Genomic DNA, 23363 nt, shown 5'->3' on the forward strand with positions numbered 1-23363 from the left:
ATCCGGCCCAGCGATATGCCGACCGGGTGCAGATGCGAGGGCCGGGAGTAGCGCGTGCTTCACGAGTACAGCAATATCTTCCGTCGCAAGCGGTTCGGACGGTTTCTGAAGCTGGTCGACATGGTAGCGCGGGCCGGCAATCCGGTTCGCATCCTTGATGTCGGCGGGCGCGCGGATTACTGGGACGGATTGAAGCCGCTATGGGGCGACCGCGCGCTGGACATCACCATCGCCAATCTCGAACCGGCGGTCGAGAGCGCGAACGGCTATGCCCATATCCATGCCGACGCGCGAAACCTGCCGCAGTTCAGCGACGGCAGCTTTGACGTCGTTCATTCCAACAGCGTCGTCGAACATGTCGGCAACTGGGCGGACAAGGTCGCGATGGCGCGGGAAATCCGCCGCCTCGCCCCCCATCATTTCATCCAGACGCCCAATTTCTGGTTTCCGATGGAGCCGCATTTCCGCACCCTGTTCATCCACTGGTATCCGCGCCCCCTGCAGAGCGGGATGCTGATGCGCAAGCCGCGCGGCTATCATGCCGTGCGCGATTATGACGACGCGATGGTGCGGATCGAAGGGATCGACCTGCTGACCCGGCGGGAAATGGCGCTTCTGTTTCCCGATTCCCGGATCGAACGCGAACGGCTGGGGCCGCTCACCAAATCGCTGATCGCCATTCGTTGAGGCGTTGCGGCCCGCGCCCATGACCAGCAATGCCGCCATTTTCCTGTCGGGCCGTCTGGTGACACTGGTGCTGCTGATGGCGGTGCAGGTGGTCATCGTGCGTGCGCTGGACCCTTCGCAATATGCGCTCTACGCGCTGGCTTTCGGCATTTTTGCGCTGTTGCAGGTCGGCGTGTCTTTCGGCATTCCCAAGGTGATCGCGCAGGTGCTTCCACGTGCGGGATGGGACATCCGCAATCGCGCGGCGGCGCGGCTGGTTCCGGCGCTGATCGCGCTGCGCGTGCTGGCCAGCGCAGTCGCCCTGCTGGCTGGAAGTATGGTGGCGGCGGCTCTGGGATGGATCGCGTTGCCGCCGCTCGCGCTGGGTGCCGCGGCATGCCTGTTCATCCTCGTCACCATCGTCCAGATCGACCTTGACGCGATGGCGCAGGCGCTGCGGCTGCAACGCACGTCGCGCAATGCGCTGGTGGTCGAAGCCCTCGTCCGGCTGGTTCTGCTCTTCCTTCTCTATGGCGTCGGGCGCCTGACGCTGGCGATCGAGATCATGGCGATCAGCAGCTTCACCTTGTCGGGCAGCAGCATCATGTTGTTCCTCGCCATCCGCCGCCGCCTTCGCGAAGCGGACCAGCGCGACGACATCGCGCCGCTCGACCGGCAGCCGCTGCGCAGCATGGCGTGGAGCGCCTATATGAGTTCGGCGGCATGGTTCACGACCAGCCCGCCCGTGATGCGGCTGATGGGCGGCTATTTCCTCGCCATCCATCCTTTTGCGGCCTTTTCCTTTGCGCAGGCGCTGGTGCTCAGCATCCAGCGCTTCACCCCCGCGTCGCTGCTGCTCCCGTTCGTCGAACCTGCCATCGTGCGCGACTATAACCGCAGCGGGGAGCTTTCGCGGCTGGAGCACGGGCTGTCGCTGCTCATCAAGATCGACATGCTGGTGATCGGCGCTGGTGTGATCGTCACCAGTTGCTGCGGCACGCTGCTGGTGGACTGGGTGACGGCGGGCAAATATGGCGACTATGCCTTCGTATTCCCGTTCCTGCTGCTCTATATCGGCACCAATTCGGTCTATCGGTCGTTCGAAGTGGCGGCCATCGCGGTGGGCATCCGGTCGCAACTCTCTGCCTTGCTCGCCACCAGCCTTGCCGCGCTGGGTCTGGCGCTGGCGCTGATCCCGCATTTCGGCCTCATCGTGCTGCTGCTCTGCCCGATTTTCGATGCGGCCTGCCGGCTGCTGCTGGTCGACCGGCTGCTGCATCGGCTGGGCGTGCGCAAGGTGGTGGACCTGCCGATGGTGGGGGCGCTCGTCGCGATCATTGCGGGCATTTCCGCTTTCGGCTTCGAGATGAGCGCCATGGTGACGGGCGCGCCGATCCTGCTGGGCATGACGCTGGCGGCGATGATCGCCTATCTGGCCTGCGCGCTTGCCCTGCGACCGCTGCGCTGGCGCGAACTCGCGGCTTTCGGATGGTCGGCCGATCATCGGATGGCGCGGCTGATCCGGCCGCTGGCGCGCCCGTAACGACAGCGCATATTGCCCATTCCACGCTTTTGGCTAACGTCGGCCCATGTCCAACCGCAACGATCTCCCGGCCCACGATGCGGCAGCGACGCGGCCTGCGCCGGACCCGCATCCCGACAAGCTGATTTCCCTGGAAGCCGGACGCTTTTTCGCGGCTCTGGGCGTGGTGCTGTTTCATTACACGGCGCTGGTGGAGGACTTCACCCATGTGACCGTGCTGGCGAACATCTTTCGCCCCGGGCATGTGGGGGTGCCCTATTTCTTCGTATTGAGCGGCTTCATCATGTATCATGTCCATCGGCGGGACATGGGACGTGCCAACGCCGTCCGATATTTCGCGGTGCGGAGAGCGATCCGGCTGTTTCCCATGTTCTGGGGCATCAGCCTTGTGATGCTGATCGGGTTCCTGATGGTGCCGTCGCTGGCGGTCAACCGGCCTCCGTCCATGCAGGGCATAGTGTTCGACCTGCTGCTGCTGCCGCACAAGGACGCCATCCTCGCAATTTCATGGACGCTGCGGCACGAGGTGGTGTTCTACCTGTTTTTTTCCCTGATGCTGCTGTTCGGCAACCGCGCGCTGTGGCTGGTGGGTCTGTGGATTTTCGCCAGCCTGACCGGCGCCGCCTTTCACCTCGACCGGCTCGGTCTGGGGAACTGGTCGATCGTCGGCAGCAATCTCAATCTGGGCTTCGGTCTCGGCATCCTCTGCGCCATGGGCGTGGCGCGCCCGTCTGACCGGCACCCGCTCTGGTGGATCGTGGGGGGCGGCGGCGCGCTTGCGCTGCTGGGCGCGCTGGAATGGCATCTCGGCCGCTTCGCCCCGCATGGCGAGCATGTTCTGGGACAGGCGGATGACATCGGATATCTGATCGCCGCCGCCGCCCTGATCTATGGCCTTGCGAAGATGGAAAAACGGCTGAGCATTCCCGGCGCGGGTCTGTGGAAAATGCTGGGGGGCGCTTCCTATCTCCTCTATCTGCTGCATCAGCCCATGGGATCGGTGCTGGTCAGGATCATGCCTGTGTCCGGCCTTTCTCCGCTCGCGCTGTTCGCATTGGTGACGCTGGCGGCGACCCTTGCTTCGGTGATGGCGCACCTGCTGGTCGAGCGGCCGATCACCGCATGGCTGTCGAGAAACGTCCGGGTGGCAAAGCCGGTGGCGGCGAGCGCCGCTGCGGCATGAATCCGTCGCCCCGATCGCGCTGCCGGTTTCTCAATTTTCCTGCCGGAACAGTATCTTCGCCCTGATCTTGTGATAGAGATCGTGCGAAATCACCGATCGCATCAGCAGGATCGCGGCCTGACGCGGTGACAAGACCCCCGCAGCGACGGCCCGGAACAACAGGGCGAGACCGGCGAGCGGATTTCTGCGCAGCTCCCAAGCGCCCAGATAGCGGCTGTGATAGGCCAGCATCGCGCGCGGCGACAGGGTGTCGCGGACGGCGGCCATGAAGATTTTGCCGTCCTCGAGACTTGTCATCCGGCTCAGGCGGTTATCGCGTATCTCGTTCACATAGGTCGCAAGCGCCGCGTCGATCAGCAGATACTGCGCGCCTGCGTTGCACAGGTCGATGGCAAACAGATGGTCTTCGCCGATGGGCAGAAGGCGAAAGCCGCCAATGCTTCGGATAAGGTCGGCGGAGGCCAGGAATGTGCTGGTCTGACAGAAGCCCGCTTCGACGAAGATGAATTCGTCCATCCGTTCATCCGGGCGCTTGCCCCGCACCGGGCGGATGAGTTGCCGGCCGTCGCCCAGCGTGACGACCATGCGGGTGACGCAGAAGACGCGGTCGGGATCGGGCTGCGCCAGAACGGCGGCGAGTTGCCGCTCCAGCTTGTCCGGCACCCAGGCATCGTCGGCGTCCAGAAAGGCGATGAACCGCCCCTTCGCCGCCGCGATGCCGGTGTTGCGCGCCGCGCTCGCGCCGCCATTCACCCGATGGCGGATGAGGCGGATGCGCGGGTCGGCAAAACCGTCGATGACCGCCGCCAGATCGTCTGTGGAGCAATCGTCGACGATGATGGCTTCCCAGTCCGGCATCGTCTGGTCGATCACCGTGCGCAGCGTCGCGCCGATCAGGGCAGCCGAATTATAGGCGGGAATGACGACGGAGACGCGTGGAACATGTGTGTCGGCGGTGAAACTCATCGGCTCTGCGCCCCCCTATCTGCGCGCAAAAGGTAGAATGGGCGGAGGCGAACCATCGCCGTCGCCCGGATCGGCCGGTGCCGGTGCAGGCAGCGCGCGCCGGTTCGTGAAGCGGCGCGTGCGGGGCAGGCTGAGCGACATGGCGATCGCGCACATGCCGATTCCGCCGATCGCTCCGAAAGGCCGGATATTGGCCTCCGTGATCGTGGAGATCAGAAACCCGTTGATCATGGCGTTCATGACCAGCGCCGCATTGCCATATGCGCCGCCTGACCGGTACACGCCCCGCGCGATCATGCCGCATGCAATCACCGTGATGAGGAAAAGCGTCAGTCCGATGGCTCCCGTGCCCAGCGTGAGGTCGATATAGCCGTCATGCGGGTCGGCCAATCCGGTCAGCCGATTGAGCTCCAGCACGAACCCGCCATAACTGCTGGAATTATAGCCATAGCCATAGACAGGGCTGCGCGAGATGAAATCGAACGCGGATTCCCAGATGTTGGTCCGTCCCGACAGGGTGGGATCGCGGCCGAGCGCCTGTAGCACGAGACTGAAGGACAGCGTCGTAATCAGACCCCCGGCAAGGGCGGCGACAGTGCCGAACGCCTTTTCCATGGGGTTGAACACAACGATGTAGCAGGTCAGCGACAGGCTCAGCGGGACGAGCACGATGGCGCTGGCGGACGTCGAGCGGACGATCAGGAAAACCAGCACGGCCGCCAGCGTCCATTTGGCGAAGGGCCGGATTATCTGTCGCCCGCAACATAAAACAGCCGCCAGATAAGAGCCGCATAGCTGGCCGAAATGATTTTTGTGGAGGTAGACGCCCCGCCAGGCACCGGCATGGACCGATTGCGCCGCATCGGTCGCCTGATGGACGCCATAGGTCGGCATCGTCAGCGACACCGCCAGCGAGGCGATGGCCATCAGAAACGCGGAACCCATCAGCGCCTTGGCGGCGTAGGGGGCCGGCAATCGCACGCCGATCAGGAAACCCGCCAGTATCAGCATGGTTAGCGACGCCGCGGAATTGAGCGTGGTGGCAAAGGAGTCCGACCACAGGACCGACGCCCAGATCCAGCCAAGAAACGCCAGGATCGGCGCAATCAGATGCAGGGATCGTATCGTCAGCCGCCAGCGCGGCAGCGCGAAAAACACGGCGGCGGCGAACACGAACATGCGCACGAGATAGATATAGAATTGGGAAAAATCCGCGCGGCGCATGGTGTTCATGTTGCGGCTTACATGGTCGACGGGATTTTCGCCCATCAACTGAAAAGTGAAGGGCGTGGTCAGCAGGAAGATGCAGAATGCCCAGAACCATATTTCCAGCGCATAAGGCCGGGTGATGAACAGCCGGAGGCGCACCACAAACGACCGGAATGAGCGGCGGGGATAGAGCAGCACGGAGGAGGCGAGAGGTTCCGTTGCAGCGTCGGGCTGCATATCGGACCGCTCGGAAATCTCGGAAGCCATTGACCCCTATTCACCATTTCTTCGCCGGAATGTCTCGGCAAACCGCCATCGGCGCAACCCCACTTTGCGCCATTTCGGGCCGTCAGGCCGGGGCGCTTGCCAGACTGCGTGCAAGCGCTGCCGCCATCGGCTTGGGCTTGCCCGCATCATCGAACGCCAGAGGCAGGTCGCCGCGCGCAGGATCGAAGGGTGGCATCTGAAGCCAGCTATCCCGATCGCGCAGACCCCAGAGCGTCAGCGCATAGCGCTGGGAGGACGGCAGGGCAACGAAAGCGTCGGCGACTTCGGCGGCGACGGCGGCCTGATCGGACAGTTTCGTGCCCAGCGGCGCGCGGTTGACGCTCCAGCGGCCCAGCGAAACGTCGAGTTCGGAAATGTGGAGCGGCAGGCCGAAACTGGCGAGGTCGGCGATGGCGGGCTTGATCGTGCCGCGGTCGGCAAGCTCGATATGCGTCTGGGTGCCGATGCCGCCGATCTTCGCACCCCGTTTCAGCAGCGATTCGATCAGCTTCATGAACAGCAGCCGCTTTTCCGGGCGGCGTTCCAGATCATATTCGTTGATGAAATGGACCGCGCCGGGATCGGCCCGCGTCGCAAGGTCGAGCGCCATGACCATATGCTCCTCCGGTCCCAGCACCCTGGTCCAGAGACTGTCGCGCAGCCGTATCTCTTCATGCTCGATGGGTTCGTTGATGACGTCCCAGCCCGACGCCACCCCCTGCGTCCGGCCGACCATCTGCCCGATCCAGTCGGCATAGAGGCGCTCGAACGCGTCGCGCCGCCCGGCGAGAGCCTGAAAGGCGGCGGGCTGATATTTATACCAGACGAGCGCGCTGCCGTGCAGGCGCATCCCCTTGTCGGCGGCGAAGGCGATCAGCCGGTCCGCCGGTCCGAAGTTGAACGATCCGTCCGGCCGGACGCAGATGCTCATCTTCATCTCGTAGGACGGCGTGATCTGGTTGAAGTCGCGCAGCAGGAGGCCGGTGAACGCCGAATCGCGCAGATTGTCGGTTTCGATGCAGCAGCCCACGGGGATGCCCGACACCGATTTGAGCGGGGGAACCGGACCGACGACGACCGGCTGGTCATGCGCAGAGCATCCCCCGCATCCCGTAAAAGCGAGCGCGCCGGCAATGGCCGCGCGGCGCGACAGGATCATGCGGGTCCGCCGCTGATGAAATCGGCGATCCGTTCGCGCAGCCGGTCTCGGCCGGGATGGGGAGCGCCCGCTTCTGGCGCCACGAGGTCCGCGCGCAGAAGTTCGCCAAGCTCCTCGTCGCTTTCCGCGACATAAATGCCCTCCCGCCCGCGCAGCGCAGCTACGGTCGCGAGCTGGTGGTCATTGCGATGTTCGCCCAGCGAGGCGCGGCGTGGGAAGAGGATGACGGGCTTGCGATATTTCTGCGCCATCAGGACCGTGCCGATCCCGGCATGGGACACGATGCGGCTCGCGCCCGTGACAAGTTCATCGAACTGTCTGGGTTTCAGGAGAGCGCTCGACTGGACATTGACGGGCTGATAGCGCCCGCGGCCGGTCTGCGCGAATACTTCCTCATCGAGCGAGGGCGCCATAGCGTCGATCAGCTCGATCAGGCGATCAAAGGGCAATTGCGTGCCCACGGTCACGAAGATCACAGCAGCGCCCCCACATATTCGCCCGATCCGGGCCGGGCGAGATGTTCCCACTGCGTCAGCCACAGCGATACGAAGCGCCGCGCGACCGCGCCGCTGAGCGACGGCTGCTCGGCATTGGCGACGCTTTCGACCCAGATGGTGCGGGCGCCCGCCAGCTTGCCCGCGATGAGGCATAGCAGCCCAGGCATGGCGCCGGTGGTAATCACGACATCGGGGCGGAGAGTGAAGGCGATCCGCAACGCCGTCGCGGCGCAACGCAGTGCATCGAGCGGCCGGTCGCGATTCGTGTCGCGCAGGATATGGACATTGTCGAGACCCTCACGCTCGGCAAGGCCGGGGTTGGTCGTCGCGAAGCAGACGTCGAACCGTTCCAGCATCGGGCGCAGAAGCATCATCTGTTCCCAGTGGCCGCCGCCCGATGCCACCGCCAGAACCTTGCGCTTCGATCCGCCTGCTCGATCCATCTTTCTCACCAAAGAGGCCGGTCCGGGCCGCAGCCGATCAGATCCGGTATCCTCGTCATATCAACTCTTCTCCGAATCCTAAATGGCGCGGCTTCATTTCGCAAACGCACAAATGCAGGCGCTCAGGCAAATGATGCGCCTGTTCCTGCGCCAAGCGGCCCGCGAAGTCCAGAGGCGGACGCCATGCGGGGGCTGCCGTGCGCTCAACTGTCTGTCACTTTACGGGATGACAGCCGCAAAGCGCATCCACTTCGACCCCATTGCGGACTCATAAGCCGGTGTGACACAGCCTGCCGCATCGCCGAAAGGCTCTGCCACCATCCTGTTGCGTCACAGCATAGCCGTGCGCTACACGGCGAAGCGGAAGGAGCGACTGCCGATGGTGATCAAGAGCCTGCAGGCGGGACGCGGCATCGCGGCGCTGGCTGTCGCGGTCTATCACACCTATCTGATTCTCTATCAGAAGACGGGCGTTCCGCAGTTCAGCGGCGTGGCGCAATTCGGCTATCTCGGCGTGCCATTTTTCTTCGTTCTGAGCGGCTTCATCATCGCGCTCGCCCATCATCGAGACATCGGACAGCCTGCTGCCCTGCGCGATTATGCGTTCAAGCGGTTCGTGCGGGTCTATCCGCTCTACTGGTTCTTCTCGATCTTCTATGTCGGTGCCGCCGCCATGGGGCTGGGCGATCCGGACTTTTCCTGGGCGCCGGCGCATCTGGTGGAAGATGTGCTGCTGGTCCATTTCACGCCCGATTTCGCCAGCCCGCCCCTGAAGGTCGCCTGGACGCTGTTCTTCGAAATCCAGTTCTACTTCTTCTTCGCGCTGGCCATCCTGTCGGCGCGGTTGGCATGGGTCGCCGCCGCAGCGTGGTTCGTGGGCCTGCTGTTCATCCCGGTCACCAACCGCTGGCTCGAAAATTTCCTCTCATACTGGAACCTCGCCTTCCTTTGCGGCATCGCGGCCTATGTCCTGTTTCGCCGCCTGCCCGCCCGATGGTGGTGGGTCTTTGTCGTAGCGGCCATCCTGTGCCTCGCCATCTGCTTCGCCCAGTTCAGCCCGCTCGAACTGCGCGGACGCCGCAATATCGGCATCGTTCCCGTAAGCATAGGCTTCGGCGCGCTGATGCTGGGCCTCGCCCTTTTCGAAAAGGAACGGAACGTCCATTACGGCCGCGTCATCATGCTGCTGGGAGATGGCTCCTACGCCCTCTATCTCGTGCATTCGGCCGTCATATCGGTCGCCGTGGCGCTTTATGTGAAGCTGCACTTCACCCGGATGATCCCGCCTTCAATCGCGTTTTTTGTGATACTGGCGGTGGCGGTCATCGGAGGCATCGTGGCGCATCTGGTGGTCGAGCGCCCCTTCATGGCATGGGTGCGGCGGAATAGGCGACGGGGCAGGCAGAGCGAAGGCGCTCCCGCCTCCAGCCTCGGTAGCGCATGATTAGGGGTCTGTGTTCGCGGGTCTGCATGCGCACTATGACGCCGCGTAATAGTCCCTATACCAGCGAACAAAGCTTTTTACGCCCTGTGCGACCGGCGTTTCAGGCGCATAGCCGGTAAGGGCGCGCAGCAGGCTTGCGTCCGCCCAGGTTGCCGGAACGTCCCCTTTTTGCATTTCCATATAGTTCCGGATGGCGGGCTTCCCGCACTCCGATTCGATAGCGTCGATGAAGTCCGTCAGCTTCACCTTGTCGCTGTTACCGATGTTGACGACGCGCCAGGGTGCGACCGGACTCAAGGTGTCGCCATCCACCGGATGCCAATTCTGCCTCGCCTCGACGAGTGGGGGCGGCACGTCGATGAGCAGACGGATACCGCGAACCAGATCCTCCACATAAGTGAAATCGCGATACATCTCGCCATGATTGTAGACGTCGATGGGCTGACCTTCCAGAATGCCCTGGGTAAATTTGAAAAGCGCCATGTCCGGCCGCCCCCACGGGCCGTAGACCGTGAAGAAGCGGAACATCGTTACCGGCATTTTCCAGAGATGGGCGTAGCTGTGGCTCATCGCCTCATTCGCCTTCTTGGTCGCGGCGTAGAAGGTCAATGGCATGTCCGCCTTGTCCCGTTCTGCGTAGGGCATGTCGACATTGCCGCCGTAGACCGATGAGGTCGATGCCATGAGAAGATGGTTCACCCCGAGTTCCCGGGCGCATTCCATGACGTTGAAGGTGCCGACGATATTGGATTCCAGATAGGCCCGGGGATTATCCAGACTGTATCGCACACCCGCCTGCCCGGCGAGGTGGACGATTATCTCGGGCCGCTCGTCCTCGCATAATGCACGCAGCCGGTTCTGATCCTCAAGCAGACCTTCTTCCGCCCGAAACCGTGCGTGCTGGCCCAACAGTTCGTGCCGGCGACGTTTCAGTTCGACGTCATAATAGTCGGACACGCCATCATATCCGACGACATCGAACCCCTGCTGCAACAACAGCTCGCACAGGTGGAAGCCGATGAAGCCCGCCGAACCGGTAACGAAGATCTTTTTCACCCGACATGCTCCTTTTCGTCGCTTTTGCCGATCCGCGCGTTCCGCGGCGTTTCAGCAAAGTCCCCGGCTCAAGGGGAAGAAACATAGGGCAGGCGATCTAAGATTTGCTGAACTTGTTTCACCGCTCTCGCGTATGCTGGAAGATGTCGTCCGACGCGCCATCCCGCGCATTGGTGACGGAGGCTCGCGCTCCCCGCCCCGGAGCGCCGATGCGCTGCGCTGCCCGGCCATCTATTCCCGGCAGTGCTGCAACCGCAACGAACATCACCCAGATGAAATTATTATAAAGCATCGTGGTCTGTTCGGTGACGTTCACCAGAAGGAAAAACGCCATGAAGACGATGTCGAATGTCGAAAGGCGATCGTTGAGTTTGGCGAAATTGTCCGCCGCCCTGACGAAAAGATAAAGGAGACTGCCAATGGTCAATATGACCCCGATGATCCCCGTATTGAGCCAGGTTTGAAGAAGACCGTTATGCGCATGGGGAGGAACATAGTCATACATGTTCCAGTTGATCGACCCAACTCCCTGCGGGGACGCGAAAAAGGCCTCGTAGCCATAGCCCGTCCACCAGTGATGCCCAGCATTGATGGCTCGCCACACACCGGCCCAGATGGAGGTTCTTCCTGTCAGGGTCGCATCCTTGCCGAGCACGGCATAGGTCGAGTCGTCGGAAAGAAAAGTCAGCCCGAAGCTGCCGACGAAAAGCAGGGCCACGATCAGGCCCGCTATGGTGCTGAGCCAGAAAAGGCCAGCGCCGCGCAATGAGACAAGAATATAATATATGATGAGGCAAAGGGCGGCCGAGCCGATCGCGGTTCCCGACGTTGAAGCCGCCACGCCCAACATTGAAGCGCCCAACACAGTATAGGAAAGCGCTTTGGGCCGTGTCTGAAGCAGGGCCAGGCCGGCAATCAGGCCGATGACGAGAGTTCGTCCCGCGCCGTTCTTCTGCAGGAAGAGGCCGGGTATCGCGGGATAGAATTTGTCATGCGGCATCCCCAGACTGGGGACGACGATGGCCGACAGAAGCTGGACCACCACGATGCCGATCGCGGTAAAGCCGATTACGCGGACCAGCCCGCTTCTGCCGAGGCGGGTGACGAGCGCCGCGCTGAAAAATGCGCACATCAGCAAAAGCGCAAACCGCCGGCCGGTTGTGGCGGGAGAAAGGGACCAGAGCAACGAAACGGCCGAGAACAGGATAGGTATCCACAGAGGCCCGATTCGCTTGATCGCTTTGAAGAAAGCGAAGGGCATCCTGTACATGATCCACAGCGTGTAGAGATATGCCGGGATATAGAGGGCCGTTACACCGAAAGAGACGTCTCCGTCCACGCGATCCATGGCGGCGCCGGTCGTGGAAACGAACAATTTGGACAGCCCGCCGGAAGCAAGGGCCAATATAATGCATATGGTTATGAGTTCGGCCGTCGAGACTTGCGAGGGTTGGCGTCCCTTCTGCTCGTATATCGTCAAGTCATTCGCCATCGAGTCAGGTCTCCCGGCTGTTCCCAGCGCACTGCCGTCACGGTCTTTCACGACCGGATGTCGCGATGCAAGGGTCAAGCGCTGTCAGCCGCTCAGCGTCCGCACGCGCCGCGTCTTTAGCGCGTCGGCAAGGGCGGTATACATCGGTTTTTGCGCCAATGTGTCATCCAGCGGCAGACATCTCGATTTCGGCAGCCACAGGGTGGGCCGCTCCGCGTTCAGCCATGTATACCGGTCCGACAATCCAAAACACATGAACCATTGAAGCTGGGGGTAAGACAGTACCAGATCTGCGAAGCGGGCGGTCAGGTCAGCGACATCCAGATCGCGCTGTTCCTGATCGAGGGGGCCGTTCCAGTCTGCGACATCGAACTCATTCACACTGAACTTCAGGCCAAGATCGCGAATCCGGTCCAGAAATGGACGGAATATTTTTGCGTTGAACGGATATCCGTAGCGCCTGAAATGCGCCTGAAATCCCACGCCGTCTATCGGCACTCCGCGCTTCAGAAGCCGCTCCAGCAGTTCGAGCATCGCTTTGCGACGCGCCTGAGAGACAGGATGATCTGTTTCCAGTCCGTAATCTGTCAGTAACAGCGTCGCTGCAGGGTCCGCTTTACGGGCCGCCTGAAAAGCCAGATCAATATAATGCTCGCCAAACGCCTGTAGCCATATGGAATTACGCAGACCATCTGACCGTCCGTCGGTCGGCTGGATGGCCTCATTCACGACGTCCCAACTGCCGATCCGGCCTCGGAACCGGGACATGACATATGTCACATGGTCCGTGATGAGCCGCTCGTCGGACGATTTGGCGAGCAGAGGCGCAACCCACTTTGGATCGCCCTTGTGCCAGACAAGGGTGTGGCCGTGGACGCGCATCCGGGCGCGCGATGCCCACGCGACCATCTTCTCCGCGCGGGGAAAATCATATTTACCCGGCACCGGTTCAACGACCCGCCGCTTCAATTCATTCATGGGAGCAAACAGGTCGCAATTGCGCTGGATTGCAGCGAGATAGGCTGCGTCGTTAAACGACCCGTCGCTGGCAAAAACGCCGACGGGCAGGTCGGTGCGGCTCCCCAATTCTGCAAGGCCTGGACCTGTCGGGATCGCGTCACCATCCAATTTCGCGGGGGAACGCACTTCGCTGGAATGGGCCAGCGTCGCCATCATCGCGGCGCCCGCTCCCGCGATAATGGACCGGCGGCTTGCCAAAGCGGAAAGGTCTGCGAAGCCCAAAAACCTGTCTCCATCACGCAGTGCAAAAATCTTCACTTTGCACCTTTCGCGCTTGCGGCATACAATGACGCAGGACAGCAGAAAGCTCAAGGCGGATGAAGGCCATGATTGTCGCGGTGCAGTTATCCTGATCAGGCGCAGAATGTTGGGGGAATGACGTTGGGACCGATTCTGTGCGTGTGCACCCGATATTCGCTGGGCGGCGCGCCGATGAACGCGAAGATGCTGGCGGAGCAGTTTCGCCTGCGCGGCTATGACGCGCAGGCGTGGTATATGATGAATGTCGCGAGCGAGACCGATCATAGCGACGGGGTGCGCATCCTGCATGACCGCCCGCCCGCGCCGATTCTCTGGCCGAGCATGTTGTCGAATTTCCACCGGGATGTCCAAAGGGCGCGGCCATTTGCCATGATCGGCTTTCACCCGCTCGCCAATGTCGCCAGTGCGATTGCTTCGCGCTCTGCCGGCGCCCGGTTCGTAGGGACACAGCGCAATCCGGCGGACAGCCAGACTCCTTTGCTGGCGAAGGCTGAAAAATGGCTGGGAAGCCGGGATTTCTACCATGCCAACATCGCGGTCAGCCGATCTGTCGCTGAAAGCTACGGCGACTATCCTGCCTCCTATCGCGCCAAGATGGCGGTGGTGCACAACGCCTTGCCGCCCCTGCCGCCCATTACCGAAACAAAGGCGGAAGCACGAATCGCGTTGGGGCTGCCGACGGAGGATTTCCTGCTCGGCAGTCTGGGCAGGCTTGCCGATCAGAAAAATGTGGAATTCCTGATCGACGTCCTTGCGTTGCTTCCGGCAGGGATGCTGGCCATCGCCGGTGAAGGGCCGAACGAAGCAGCGATACGGGAAAAGATTTCCGCGCTGGGGCTGGATGCGCGTGTCAGGATGATGGGGCCACTGACCGGGCGCGACGTGCCCCTATTCTATACGGCCTTGGACAGTTTCCTGATGCCGTCGCGGTTCGAAGGATTTGGGCGGACGCTGGTCGAGGCCATGTCGCATGGCACCCGGACCATCGCGCATGACCTGCCCGTCCTTCGGGAAGTGTCAAAGGGAGCGGCGGCGCTTCTTCCGATCGACGCACAGTGCTGGGCCGATGCGATCATGGAGGTCCAGAACGCTCCGGAATCCCGGATGGCAGCATGGGCGGCAGAAAGCCGGGCCGTGGCGCAAAGCTACACGCTCGACGCCATGGTCGAATCCTATCTCAAGATTCTCGGATTGCCTGCCCGATCCGCCTGACCTGTGGAAACGCTATGGCCGTAGAGCGTCCGCGGCCTAGGCCTCTCCCAGAAGCACCGGCAGATAGTGCCGCAGGCTTGCTTCCGCGGTAAAATCCAAGCCTCGACGGCGCAGCCGCTCGCGATCGGGAGGGTTGTCGAGAACGGTCTGGATGGCGGCGGCCAGAGCATCGACATCGTCCACCGGGAATAGTTCGCCATAAGCGCCATCGGCCAATGTTTCGCGCGGCCCCACCAGACAGTTGGCGGCAATGGGGGGCGATCCGCATGCCAGCGCTTCGATGAGCACATTGCCAAGCCCCTCGTAGCGTGACGGCATGAGGAACATGGTCGCGTGCGCCATGAAGGCGTAGGGGTTGGGGGTCTTGCCGGCGAGCTGGATGTAGTCGGCAGCTCCCAGCGCAGTGATCTGCGCCTGAAGTTGATCCCGTAACGGCCCGTCCCCGACGATGAGCATGCGGATGGAACGATGGCGTGCTACTTGCGCGACCGCCGCAACGGCAACGTCGAAGCCTTTCTGGTCCGCGAGCCGTCCCACGGCGACGGCGCAGGGGATTGTGGTGTCGGCGAGCCAGGGATGCGGCGCGGCTTCGTTCGACAGGGCAAGCACGCGGTCATCGACGCAGGGGTTGATATTGATCGGCACGATCCTGTCTTTAGGAACATGGGCCAGCCTGGACAGATCGTCGACCATGTCATGTGCGATCGCGATCACTGCATCGGCGCGAGGATAGAAGAAGCGCGCGATACGATAGCCCAGACGCGTGGCCCGGTGCGGCGAGCTTTTCATGGCGATGGACGGGTAAAGCGCCTCTCGGACGATCAGCCGGGTCTGGTCGCGCCGCCCGCTCAGCAGAACTGCACTCACCGCGATGATGTTGGGAACAACCTCCGTCGCTATGACGACATCGGGTTTGTTCTCCTTGATGAAGCGGGCAAAGGCGCGGCTGGCCGTCAGCAGTCGCCGGGCGGGGAGTTGATGGACATGAACCTTGTCCCGCACGATCCGGTCGAACATGCCCTTGGACTGCAGGGTGACGAGGTGAACTTCCAGATCATGGCCTGACTCGGCTGTCGCGTTGGCGAGCTTCAGCATGATTTTCTGCGCGCCTCCGCCATCGAGCTGTCGGACGAAGAAACAGATTTTGCGGCGGGGTGCGGATACGCTGGTCATGGGTTTCGTCCTTCGTCGGGATCGCTCTGTAGGGCGGACAGGCTGCCCAGCCTTTGCGTGAAGCGTGCAACAGCGGGCTGGCGCTTCAACGGGCCGGGGGCGGCTTGCAAAAGTCGGGCGAACAGCCAGCATCCTGCATGGCCCAGCAGCATGCGTGGGAACAACAATATGGCGAGCAGCAGCACGACGCCTGTCGCGGCACAGGCAATCAGAAGCACGGGAAAGGGATGCAGGCCGCCCCAAAGCAGGAACTGGCGCGATGCAGCAAGAATGCCCGCGGCCAGTAATGCGAGCGGCAAAGCTGAGAGATGCGCATGCACCACATCCCCCGCCGCTATCCCCGCGCGGCGCATGACGACGATGGTGAGCGCCACGAACTGCCCGAAGATCGCGATGCCGACGCCGGCGGCGAGGCCCGTGATGCCCCAGTGGCTGCCAAGGCCCGCGCCCAGCGCGACCATGGCGATATAGACATATTGGCAGAAGGCGGCCGCCCACGGCGCGCCGACCGCGCGGGCGGTGGCGGCGGACAGGCGCTGGGTCGAGCGGAAGGGGAGGCTGAGCGCCAGAATGCTGAGGATCGCGGCGGCGCCGGTCCATTGCGGGCCGAGCAGCACCCAGACCACTTCATGCGCCAGCACCGCAAGGGCGGCGGCGGTCGGGATGAGGACGAGGTTGAGCACCGCCAGCCCCCGCAGGAAGCCGCTGCGGATCGCGGGCAGATTGCCCTGCATGCTCGAAAAGCCCGGAAAGGCGACATCGTCGATGATCGACCCCAGCATCATCGCGGGAAAGCGCATGAGATTATAGGAGCGGGTATAGAGGCCGAGCGCACGGGCGTCGAAATTGCGGCTGATGATGAACTGGTCGATCCGCACGGCGATGGCCGACCCGATCTTGTCGAGCGAGAGACCGGCGCCGAATGCGGCGAGATCGCGAAACGCGCCGCCGTGAAAGCGCAGCGCCCAGCTATGCCGCACGCCCGCGATGACCAGCAGGCTGGCGAGCGCGGTCTGCGCCAGTTGCGCGATGACGAGCGCCCAGACGCCAAGGCCTGCTGCAGCGGCGGCGATGCCGCACAGCCCATAGCCGAAGAGATAGGCGAAGAAGCGCCGCCGGGCGAGCAGGCCGAAGCTGAGATCGCGCATCGCGATGCTGTTGGCGACGACGCCGATGCTGCTGAGGAAGAAGGAGAGCGAGAGCCAGCGCATCACATGCACCGATTCGGGCGCGCGCAGCAGCGCAGCTGTCCACGGCGCTGCGAAAAACAGCAGGGCGGTGACGGCCAGCCCCATGAAGACGCTGAAGGTCAGCGCGGTGCCGATATGCCTGTCGTCGATGTCGCGCCGCTGGACGAGCGCGGGGCCGAGGCCGAGCTGCGACAGGTTGACCGCGATATCGCTGATGAGCGCGCCCGCCGCCACAATGCCGAAGTCCGACGGCGTCAGCAGGCGGCCGAGCGTCGCCAGCACCACCAGTTGCACCAGCGCCTGCGCACCGCCGCTGACCGCGAGTCGCATGCCCCCTGACATCATCCTGCCGCCCGCCCGGCGGCTGGACGCCGCCTTCTCTTCCTCCGTCACAGGGTGGCGGCCGGGGTTTGGTGCGCCGTCCGGGGCGGACGCGGTCCGCCGCTCAGGCGCGCGCGAAGCGGCTTTTCGAAGAGATGATAGGATAGCAGCGACACCGGGATCAGGATGAGGAAGGTCACAACCACCCAGATGTTCATTTCCCATCCGCGCAGATGCAGGATCTTCTTGCCCGCCGTCATGGACAGCGTCGCGACGATGGGATGCAGCATGTAGAGCGAATAGGTGAGCTGCCCCGCGATGCCGAGCTTGCGCACGGGCAGGCTCGCTTTCTTGTTGAGGTCAACCGCGATGGCGGCGATGACGGTCGCATAGACGAACAGCAGCGACCAGAGCGGATGGATGCCGGCAAGTCCGGTCGCGATGAAGGCGGCGAGCGCGGCGAACATGATGCCTTCCGCCATCGGGAGACCCGTGATCCGGTGACGGAAGGCGTGGAGACCGACGCCCAGCGCGAAAGAGGGAATGGCGCGCAGCACGCCGAAATGCGACGCCCAACTCAGCCAGAAGCCTTCGTCGCCGCCATAGTCGCCCGAGGAGAAATGAGTGAGCAGGAGGATGGCGATCGCGCTCAGCGCCAGCACCCCCCAACCGCGGGTGCGCGCCGCCAGCATCAGCAGCAGCGGAAACAGCAGATACATCGCCATTTCCGCACTGATCGACCAGCTCGGCGTGTTGAAAGACACTTTGTCGCAGGTGTTGAAGCTGTGCAGCAGCAGCAGATTGGGGACGAAGCAGCCCCAGTCATAATGGTCGGCGCTATTGGACTGCACGCCCGCCGCGATCGCCAGCCCCAGCAGCGCGTATAGGCCAAGCGTCAGCCAGTGCAGCGGCAGCAGCCGCGCGAGCCGCTTGCGCATGTAGCGGCCGAAGCTGGCTCCGTCGCGAATCCGGCCCGCATAGACATAGCTCACCACGAAACCGGAAATGACGAAGAAGAGATCGACCCACTGCCGCGCGAAGCTCGCGCTCATGGCGTTGAACGCGCTGTCCGCGGGCAGCCAGACATAATGGCGATAATGGTAGACGACCACGCCGACGCTGGCGACGATCCGCAGGAAGTCCAGCGCCATCAACTCGTCGGACTCGGCCTTGAGGCCCAGCCTGCGCATCCAGCCCAGCATGTCGTCACCCCCGGTCCAGCGGCGCGGAAAACCCGATCATCCGTGCCCTCCTCCCGCCTAGGGCGGATCATGCTGCAATGCAAGATGGCGGCCGGTCGGCGTGGCGCGTCCCGGGCGCGGGCTGTCCTACAGCCATTCCGCCCACATAGGACCGGTCGGGAAACGATCAGGAGGACGCATCACATGCCACCCAAAAACGTGACTTCGCCGGCCGGGTTCGTGCCGGAAACCGCCATCAGCTTCGGCGAACGGGACACACCCGCCACACCCGTCAGCGCGCAAAGCCCGTTGCCGGTCGCGCAATGGATGACTGCGGCAATTGCTGCGCCGCTTGCCGGATCGACGGCAGCCAGCGCGGTGTCCGCCGCCTTCATCCCCGATCTTGGCCGTCCGATCTGGATCAGCCTGTCGGGGAACTGGATCGGAACGGTGACAGTCCGCCGATCCGTCGATGGCGGCGCGACGCGCCTGCCGTTGACCGTCGCGGGCGCACCATGGGGCGTCTTCACTGCCAATGCGCAGGAAGCGGTCGGAGAAGAGAGCGTCGCCGGAGCGCGATGGTATGTGGACGTGGCGCTCACATCCGGCTCGGTCGACTACCGGATGGAGCAATAAGCCATGACGGATATGATTGCACGCGGCATGGCCGCCGCCGCCTCCAGAGCCGCCCTCTCTTTCGCCGCCGTTCCGCAGATCGCCTGTCTGGGGGACAGCAACAGCTTTATCAACTGGGGCAGCAGCCCGTCGACCGGAACGGCGCAGATCAGCCCGCCGACGCAGGGCATTCTCCAGTGCCGGGGATATGCCTTCTGGGCGCAGACGCTGTGCGACGCGCGTGTGGAATTCCCGCAGGCGCTGAACTTCGGCGTGTCCGGCGAAACAAGCACGCAGATACTGGCGCGCGTCGATCAGGCCGCAGCGGCGAGCGCCGATGCTGTGGTGGTGCTGGCAGGCACCAATGATTTCGGCGCCGCCGATCTGCCCTATGCCGCCACCGTTGCCAACCTGACAGCTATCGTCGCGGCATTGAGGGTCAGGAACAAGCGTGTCCTGCTGCTGACCGTGCCGCCGCGCGGGCACCCGTCATCCCATTATTTCAGCGGCGCGACCGATCCCAAACTGCTCCGCCTGTTCGCGGTGAACAACTGGATCAAACGCGTCGCTTCGCAGATGCGGGGGGTCAGCGTCATCGATCCTTGGGGGGAGATTGCCGATCCGGCGAGCCTCTATGGCGATTTCCGGTCCGGCATGGTCAATAGCGGCGACGTGGCGCACTTTATCTCCGCCAGTTCCTACCAGATCGGCAAGCTGCTGGCGGCGGAGTTCAGCCGGCTTTATGCCCCGATCGACTGGCTCCCCAAATCGAACAGCGACCTTTTCGATGCGACCAGCAATCCGGTCGGCGCACTCAACAGCAACGCCATGATGCTGGGAACGGGCGGCACGCTTTCCGGCACGACGCCCACCCCTACGGGTCAGGTCGCCGATGGCTGGACCCTTTCGGGCGCGGACGCGGGGCTGACGCTCGCGGCTTCCAAGCAGGCGTCCGGCAACACCACCTGGCAGCGTCTTGTGCTCGGCGGCACGCCGGGGGCGGGGTCCGACCGGATCGTGACGGTGAGTCAGGCGATCTCGCAGGCGTCCGGGCGGATCGTGGCGGGCGATGTGCTGGAGGGCTTCGCACGGGTCAGCGTCGGGCCGTCGAGCGGCCTTTACGGGATCGCGCTGATGATCCAGCAGACCTATAATCCGGGGTCCGGCAATGTGACGGTGCAGACCAACTGCGGCAATTCGGGGCAGGGCGCAGACAATTTCATGCCTGCCGAAGCATGGAGCGGGGTGCTTCGCCTGCCGCCGCTCACCATCCCCACAGGCACGCTGTCATCGCTCCAGTTCCGCCTGCGCGTGTGGGCGCAGCAGAACACGGCGGTGTCCGCGACCGTCGATGCGACCGCGATGGCGTTGCGAAAGCTGCGGGCCGTCTGAAGACGCCCGCGCGGGATCAGGGATTGGCGCTCTGGTCCCGCAGGGCAAGCGCGGCGGCGGGCGTCTGGGGCAGTTTCTGCGTCCGGGCGTCCGCCGAATCCGCAACCGGTTTGACCCCCAGCGCCCAGCGGCCCGCCCCTGTCGCGGGCATGGCGCCCAGACCGGGAACGGTCGCCGCCGCATCCTGCACCTTTGCATCCTGACCCAGCGCCTTGCGCTCCACCAGCACGGCGCTGGTCCCGTCTTCCAGCAGGACCGGTGCGGCGGTCTGCGTGGCGGCGACGCCGGGGATGCCCTCGTCGCTCTCACCGGCATAGCGGCCCCGGAACGCGCCCGGCAGGCCGGACGACCCGTCCCAGCGATAGAAGATATGCGTGCCGACCACCGCCGTCTTGAGCAGCGTCGGCGCCCAGTAGGGGAAAACATAATTGGCGTGATAGTGCGTCGCGAGGCCGACCGGCGCATAGACGTGCCCGGCGAGCGCTTCGGCCGCAATCGCCTGCGCCCGCACCCAGGTCGACCGGATCGGCGTGCGCGCCAGCGACCCGTCGCAGGTAAAGGTGAACTGGCATCCGGTGCGCCGTTCCGACCCCTGATACACGACGCCGCACACCGACTTGGGATAGGCCGGGTGACGCATGCGGTTGAGGATCACCTGCGCCACGCCGCGCTCGCCGTCGATCGGCTCGTTGCCCGCTTCATAATAAATGGCGGCGGTCATACAGTTGAGCGCGCTCAGATAATTGCGATCCGCCTGCGGCGACAGCACGAAGGGGCTGGCGGCCGGGTTCGGCCGGCTCGACAGGGCGATGGCGTTGTTGGCGGCCAGCGCGTCCTGCGCTGAAATCGGTTCCAGCGCGGCGGGATCGGATGTGGTCATTGCCGCCACACGCTGCGGCGTCGGGCGCACGGCGTCATGCGATACCGGCGCAGTGAAGGTCAGCGGATCGGACGACTGCGTCCAGATCGACCGCACCGCCAGCGCCACCGCGCTCGCCATGATCGCGCCCAGCATCAGAAGGATGATCAGCATCACGATCCGCCGGTCGGAAAGACGGCGTGCCGGGCGATCATAATCCTGGGCGTTGGCTATCTGCACCGTTTTCGCTCTTGTTGTCCCTGCACCCCGACGCGGAGTCGGCGGCTATCACAACCGGCCGCAAAAATACAGGCCGGTTCTGCCGCAGTGCAGCATTGTGCCATGGAGATACAGCGATGTTGGACGAAGTTAACGCCATGCGCGGCGATCCGTTGCAGACGTGCGGGGACTCGAGGCAGGCAGATAGCTTTTTGTTAACCACGATGGGGCACATGTGCGGCCATGGATCTGGCCGCCTTCTACGTCGCTCAAGCCAATGGACTGGTGGAAATGCTGGGGATTTCCCACGCGACCATGCACGTCCATGCCGGAATGGCGCTCTATGTCGGGGCGAAATTCATGCTGCGCACCCGCCGCGCCTCAGCCTATGCGCTGCTGACCGTCATTCACGCCGAACTGGCGAATGAACTGCTGGATTTCCTCCATTATGGCAGCCTGCGACTCGAAGATACGCTGGCCGACATCGCGCTGACCCTGCTGTGGCCGGTGCTCGATTATGGCGTCACGCGCTACCGCCGCAAAAGGTGGAGGGGCGAGTCGGCGCTGCGCCGCCCCGCTCCTTCCGACGCGACCGACCTGCTCGCTTCACTCAGACGAGCCGCCTGAGCGAAACGGCCGCTCCTCCTCAATCGTCGAGGAAGGCGCGGGCGAACTGATCGCGCAGCGGCTTGGTGATATAGGCCATCATCGACCGAGATCCCGTTTCGATATACACTTCGGCGGGAACGCCCGACTTGAACCCGCCCGTGCGCCGCAGCCGCGCAAGGCTGTCGGGTGTAAGCTGGACCCGCACCGGATAGAAGGCGCGGCCTTCGGGATCGGTGACGCGCTCCGCCGCCACATAGGCGACCGTTCCGCGCAGTTCGGGCGTCGCCGTGCGGCTGAGCGAGGGGAAGCTGACGCGCGCGGGCTGATCGACATGCACCTGATCGACATCGGTGGGGTTGAGCGCCGCTTCGACCAGCAGCGGGTCTTTGTCCGGCACGATCTCCATGATCGTTTCGGCCGGACGGATGACGCCGCCAACGGTGGTCAGCGACAATTGCTCCACTACCCCGTCATAGGGAGCGCGGATGACCGAACGGTTGCGTTCGTCTATGGCCGACACGGTGCGCGCCTGCTGCTGGTTGAGCTGCTCGTTGACCTGGGCGAGCTGCGCCCCGGCTTCGGCGCGCCGCGCCTGCCCGATCTGGATGATCTGGGCGCGCGCCTCGCTGATGCGGCTGTTGGCCTGCGCGATCTGCGCCTGAAGCGCGCCCGCCGATCCGTGCAGGTCGACGGCGGTGCGTTCCAGCTGGTTGAGGCGACCCAGCGTCACCAGCTTCTTGTCGTAGAGCGTCTGCATGTTGCGCCGTTCCGGCTCGATCAGCGCGGACTGTTGCCTGAGCGCCGCGATCTGCGCGCGATAGCCGCCGATCTCGTCATGATATTGCGCCACGCGCGCCGACAACTGCGCACCAAGGCCGCTCAGCTCCTGCTGGCGCAGCGCGAACATGCGCCGCTCGTTCGCCATCGCCTGCTGCGCGCTCGCATCGGTGCGGCGTGTCAGGCTGGCGGGGAAGTCGATGCTGCCGAGGCCGAGCTGTTCAGCCTCCAGCCGCGCCTTCTGCGCCAGAAGCTGATCGACCGACAGCGCCGAAAGCGTCGCGGTCGATCCGCTCACCGTATCGTCGAGCCGCACGAGGATCTGTCCCTTGCGGACATGCTGGCCGTTCTGCACGAGGATTTCAGCGACGGTGCCGCCGGTCGGATGCGCGATCTTCTTGACGCGCGATTCCGCGCCGATCTGTCCGCCCGCGACGACCGCGCCGCCCATCGGGACGAGCGCAGCCGCGCCGCCGATGCCGAACACCAGCAGGGCCGACGCCAGCAGCACGCCGCGCAGGCTGCGCCGCATCCGCGCTTCGGGATCATAGGCCACCATCGGCAGGGTGGCAGGGGGAAGAATGGAAAGGCTGGTCGCCATGACGTGTC

Annotated in this window: 21 protein-coding genes; 8 read left to right on the top strand and 13 right to left on the bottom strand. The window is 63.8% G+C overall.

Annotated elements, in window-relative coordinates; genetic code table 11:
• Positions 1 to 54: 54 nt before the first annotated feature.
• Genes SAMIE_RS18095 through SAMIE_RS18105 form a run of 3 tightly spaced genes read left to right on the top strand, consistent with a single transcriptional unit; the run spans position 55 to position 3392 of the window.
• Entirely contained in the window at positions 55 to 687 is a 633-nt protein-coding gene (locus tag SAMIE_RS18095) for a class I SAM-dependent methyltransferase (protein ID WP_066701084.1), read from the top strand.
• 19 nt (positions 688 to 706) lie between these two features.
• The gene (locus SAMIE_RS18100; protein WP_066701085.1) at positions 707 to 2209 is read left to right on the top strand and encodes a polysaccharide biosynthesis protein; all 1503 of its coding nucleotides are present in this window, start codon (positions 707 to 709) and stop codon (positions 2207 to 2209) included.
• Between the two features lie 46 nt (positions 2210 to 2255).
• Positions 2256 to 3392, top strand: coding sequence for an acyltransferase family protein (locus tag SAMIE_RS18105; protein ID WP_066701086.1), 1137 nt, complete (start codon positions 2256 to 2258; stop codon positions 3390 to 3392).
• Between the two features lie 30 nt (positions 3393 to 3422).
• Here the strand turns inward: SAMIE_RS18105 and SAMIE_RS18110 are convergent, their stop codons facing one another.
• The 5 genes from SAMIE_RS18110 to SAMIE_RS18130 all read right to left on the bottom strand — a co-directional run bounded on the left by SAMIE_RS18110 (position 3423) and on the right by SAMIE_RS18130 (position 7933).
• Positions 3423 to 4358 carry a glycosyltransferase family 2 protein gene (locus tag SAMIE_RS18110; protein WP_066701087.1) on the bottom strand — a complete coding sequence of 312 codons (936 nt, stop codon included), beginning with the start codon at positions 4356 to 4358 and terminating at the stop codon, positions 3423 to 3425.
• Between the two features lie 15 nt (positions 4359 to 4373).
• Positions 4374 to 5834, bottom strand: coding sequence for an O-antigen ligase family protein (locus tag SAMIE_RS18115; protein ID WP_066701088.1), 1461 nt, complete (start codon positions 5832 to 5834; stop codon positions 4374 to 4376).
• A gap of 82 nt (positions 5835 to 5916) precedes the next feature.
• Positions 5917 to 6993, bottom strand: coding sequence for an endo-1,4-beta-xylanase (locus SAMIE_RS18120; RefSeq protein WP_066701089.1), 1077 nt, complete (start codon positions 6991 to 6993; stop codon positions 5917 to 5919).
• Complete coding sequence (locus SAMIE_RS18125) at positions 6990 to 7469, bottom strand: glycosyltransferase (RefSeq protein WP_066701090.1); 480 nt, start codon at positions 7467 to 7469, stop codon at positions 6990 to 6992. Before SAMIE_RS18125 ends, SAMIE_RS18120 begins: the two co-directional genes overlap by 4 nt.
• The gene (locus SAMIE_RS18130) at positions 7466 to 7933 is read right to left on the bottom strand and encodes a glycosyltransferase family protein (RefSeq protein ID WP_066701091.1); all 468 of its coding nucleotides are present in this window, start codon (positions 7931 to 7933) and stop codon (positions 7466 to 7468) included. Before SAMIE_RS18130 ends, SAMIE_RS18125 begins: the two co-directional genes overlap by 4 nt.
• 280 nt (positions 7934 to 8213) lie before the next feature.
• On the opposite strand from SAMIE_RS18130, the gene SAMIE_RS18135 reads away from it, so the two are divergent.
• A complete protein-coding gene (locus SAMIE_RS18135) occupies positions 8214 to 9377 on the top strand; it encodes an acyltransferase family protein (protein ID WP_126516900.1) in 1164 nt (387 codons plus the stop codon).
• 33 nt (positions 9378 to 9410) lie between these two features.
• Here SAMIE_RS18135 and SAMIE_RS18140 read toward each other — a convergent pair whose 3' ends face one another.
• The 3 genes from SAMIE_RS18140 to SAMIE_RS18150 form a co-directional block, all read right to left on the bottom strand.
• Entirely contained in the window at positions 9411 to 10433 is a 1023-nt protein-coding gene (locus SAMIE_RS18140) for an NAD-dependent epimerase/dehydratase family protein (protein ID WP_066701093.1), read from the bottom strand.
• A gap of 118 nt (positions 10434 to 10551) precedes the next feature.
• On the bottom strand, positions 10552 to 11565 hold the full coding sequence (locus SAMIE_RS18145) for an O-antigen ligase family protein (RefSeq protein WP_232037298.1): 1014 nt from the start codon (positions 11563 to 11565) through the stop codon (positions 10552 to 10554).
• A 444-nt stretch (positions 11566 to 12009) separates the two neighbouring features.
• Positions 12010 to 13257, bottom strand: a complete 1248-nt coding sequence (locus SAMIE_RS18150; protein ID WP_162849092.1) for an endo-1,4-beta-xylanase — start codon at positions 13255 to 13257, stop codon at positions 12010 to 12012.
• Positions 13258 to 13377: 120 nt separating this feature from the next.
• Here SAMIE_RS18150 and SAMIE_RS18155 point away from each other — a divergent pair, with 120 nt between their 5' ends.
• Positions 13378 to 14418, top strand: a complete 1041-nt coding sequence (locus SAMIE_RS18155; RefSeq protein ID WP_232037299.1) for a glycosyltransferase family 4 protein — start codon at positions 13378 to 13380, stop codon at positions 14416 to 14418.
• A gap of 36 nt (positions 14419 to 14454) precedes the next feature.
• Here SAMIE_RS18155 and SAMIE_RS18160 read toward each other — a convergent pair whose 3' ends face one another.
• From SAMIE_RS18160 to SAMIE_RS18170, 3 genes are read right to left on the bottom strand one after another with little or no spacing between them, the layout of a single operon-like run.
• On the bottom strand, positions 14455 to 15591 hold the full coding sequence (locus tag SAMIE_RS18160) for a glycosyltransferase (protein ID WP_066701097.1): 1137 nt from the start codon (positions 15589 to 15591) through the stop codon (positions 14455 to 14457).
• The gene (locus SAMIE_RS18165) at positions 15588 to 17111 is read right to left on the bottom strand and encodes a lipopolysaccharide biosynthesis protein (RefSeq protein WP_066701098.1); all 1524 of its coding nucleotides are present in this window, start codon (positions 17109 to 17111) and stop codon (positions 15588 to 15590) included. Before SAMIE_RS18165 ends, SAMIE_RS18160 begins: the two co-directional genes overlap by 4 nt.
• 59 nt (positions 17112 to 17170) lie before the next feature.
• Complete coding sequence (locus SAMIE_RS18170; protein ID WP_066701099.1) at positions 17171 to 18304, bottom strand: acyltransferase family protein; 1134 nt, start codon at positions 18302 to 18304, stop codon at positions 17171 to 17173.
• Positions 18305 to 18487: 183 nt separating this feature from the next.
• On the opposite strand from SAMIE_RS18170, the gene SAMIE_RS18175 reads away from it, so the two are divergent.
• Both SAMIE_RS18175 and SAMIE_RS18180 read left to right on the top strand, forming a co-directional pair.
• The gene (locus tag SAMIE_RS18175) at positions 18488 to 18919 is read left to right on the top strand and encodes a hypothetical protein (protein WP_066701100.1); all 432 of its coding nucleotides are present in this window, start codon (positions 18488 to 18490) and stop codon (positions 18917 to 18919) included.
• A 3-nt stretch (positions 18920 to 18922) separates the two neighbouring features.
• Complete coding sequence (locus SAMIE_RS18180) at positions 18923 to 20290, top strand: SGNH/GDSL hydrolase family protein (RefSeq protein WP_066701101.1); 1368 nt, start codon at positions 18923 to 18925, stop codon at positions 20288 to 20290.
• Positions 20291 to 20306: 16 nt separating this feature from the next.
• On the opposite strand, the gene SAMIE_RS18185 is transcribed toward SAMIE_RS18180, so the two are convergent.
• Positions 20307 to 21389: a cell wall hydrolase gene (locus SAMIE_RS18185; protein WP_066701102.1), complete on the bottom strand. Its 1083-nt coding sequence runs from the start codon at positions 21387 to 21389 to the stop codon at positions 20307 to 20309.
• Positions 21390 to 21611: 222 nt separating this feature from the next.
• On the opposite strand from SAMIE_RS18185, the gene SAMIE_RS18190 reads away from it, so the two are divergent.
• Positions 21612 to 21995 carry a hypothetical protein gene (locus SAMIE_RS18190; protein WP_066701103.1) on the top strand — a complete coding sequence of 128 codons (384 nt, stop codon included), beginning with the start codon at positions 21612 to 21614 and terminating at the stop codon, positions 21993 to 21995.
• Positions 21996 to 22014: 19 nt separating this feature from the next.
• Here the strand turns inward: SAMIE_RS18190 and SAMIE_RS18195 are convergent, their stop codons facing one another.
• Positions 22015 to 23355, bottom strand: coding sequence for an HlyD family type I secretion periplasmic adaptor subunit (locus SAMIE_RS18195; RefSeq protein WP_066701104.1), 1341 nt, complete (start codon positions 23353 to 23355; stop codon positions 22015 to 22017).
• Between the last annotated feature and the right edge of the window lie 8 nt (positions 23356 to 23363).

Origin of the sequence: Sphingobium amiense (genome assembly GCF_003967075.1) — a bacterium.
GTDB lineage: Bacteria > Pseudomonadota > Alphaproteobacteria > Sphingomonadales > Sphingomonadaceae > Sphingobium > Sphingobium amiense.

Excerpts from the sequence above, each read along its gene's own strand:
- SAMIE_RS18145 (WP_232037298.1), bottom strand. The coding sequence starts at position 11,565 with ATGTGCGCATTTTTCAGCGCGGCGCTCGTCACCCGCCTCGGCAGAAGC.
- SAMIE_RS18170 (WP_066701099.1), bottom strand. The coding sequence starts at position 18,304 with ATGCTGGGCTGGATGCGCAGGCTGGGCCTCAAGGCCGAGTCCGACGAG.
- SAMIE_RS18120 (WP_066701089.1), bottom strand. The coding sequence starts at position 6,993 with ATGATCCTGTCGCGCCGCGCGGCCATTGCCGGCGCGCTCGCTTTTACG.
- SAMIE_RS18165 (WP_066701098.1), bottom strand. The coding sequence starts at position 17,111 with ATGCGACTCGCGGTCAGCGGCGGTGCGCAGGCGCTGGTGCAACTGGTG.
- SAMIE_RS18190 (WP_066701103.1), top strand. The coding sequence starts at position 21,612 with ATGGATCTGGCCGCCTTCTACGTCGCTCAAGCCAATGGACTGGTGGAA.
- SAMIE_RS18110 (WP_066701087.1), bottom strand. The coding sequence starts at position 4,358 with ATGAGTTTCACCGCCGACACACATGTTCCACGCGTCTCCGTCGTCATT.
- SAMIE_RS18155 (WP_232037299.1), top strand. The coding sequence starts at position 13,378 with ATGAACGCGAAGATGCTGGCGGAGCAGTTTCGCCTGCGCGGCTATGAC.
- SAMIE_RS18175 (WP_066701100.1), top strand. The coding sequence starts at position 18,488 with ATGCCACCCAAAAACGTGACTTCGCCGGCCGGGTTCGTGCCGGAAACC.
- SAMIE_RS18180 (WP_066701101.1), top strand. The coding sequence starts at position 18,923 with ATGACGGATATGATTGCACGCGGCATGGCCGCCGCCGCCTCCAGAGCC.
- SAMIE_RS18160 (WP_066701097.1), bottom strand. The coding sequence starts at position 15,591 with ATGACCAGCGTATCCGCACCCCGCCGCAAAATCTGTTTCTTCGTCCGA.
- SAMIE_RS18115 (WP_066701088.1), bottom strand. The coding sequence starts at position 5,834 with ATGGCTTCCGAGATTTCCGAGCGGTCCGATATGCAGCCCGACGCTGCA.
- SAMIE_RS18100 (WP_066701085.1), top strand. The coding sequence starts at position 707 with ATGACCAGCAATGCCGCCATTTTCCTGTCGGGCCGTCTGGTGACACTG.
- SAMIE_RS18130 (WP_066701091.1), bottom strand. The coding sequence starts at position 7,933 with ATGGATCGAGCAGGCGGATCGAAGCGCAAGGTTCTGGCGGTGGCATCG.
- SAMIE_RS18195 (WP_066701104.1), bottom strand. The coding sequence starts at position 23,355 with ATGGCGACCAGCCTTTCCATTCTTCCCCCTGCCACCCTGCCGATGGTG.
- SAMIE_RS18105 (WP_066701086.1), top strand. The coding sequence starts at position 2,256 with ATGTCCAACCGCAACGATCTCCCGGCCCACGATGCGGCAGCGACGCGG.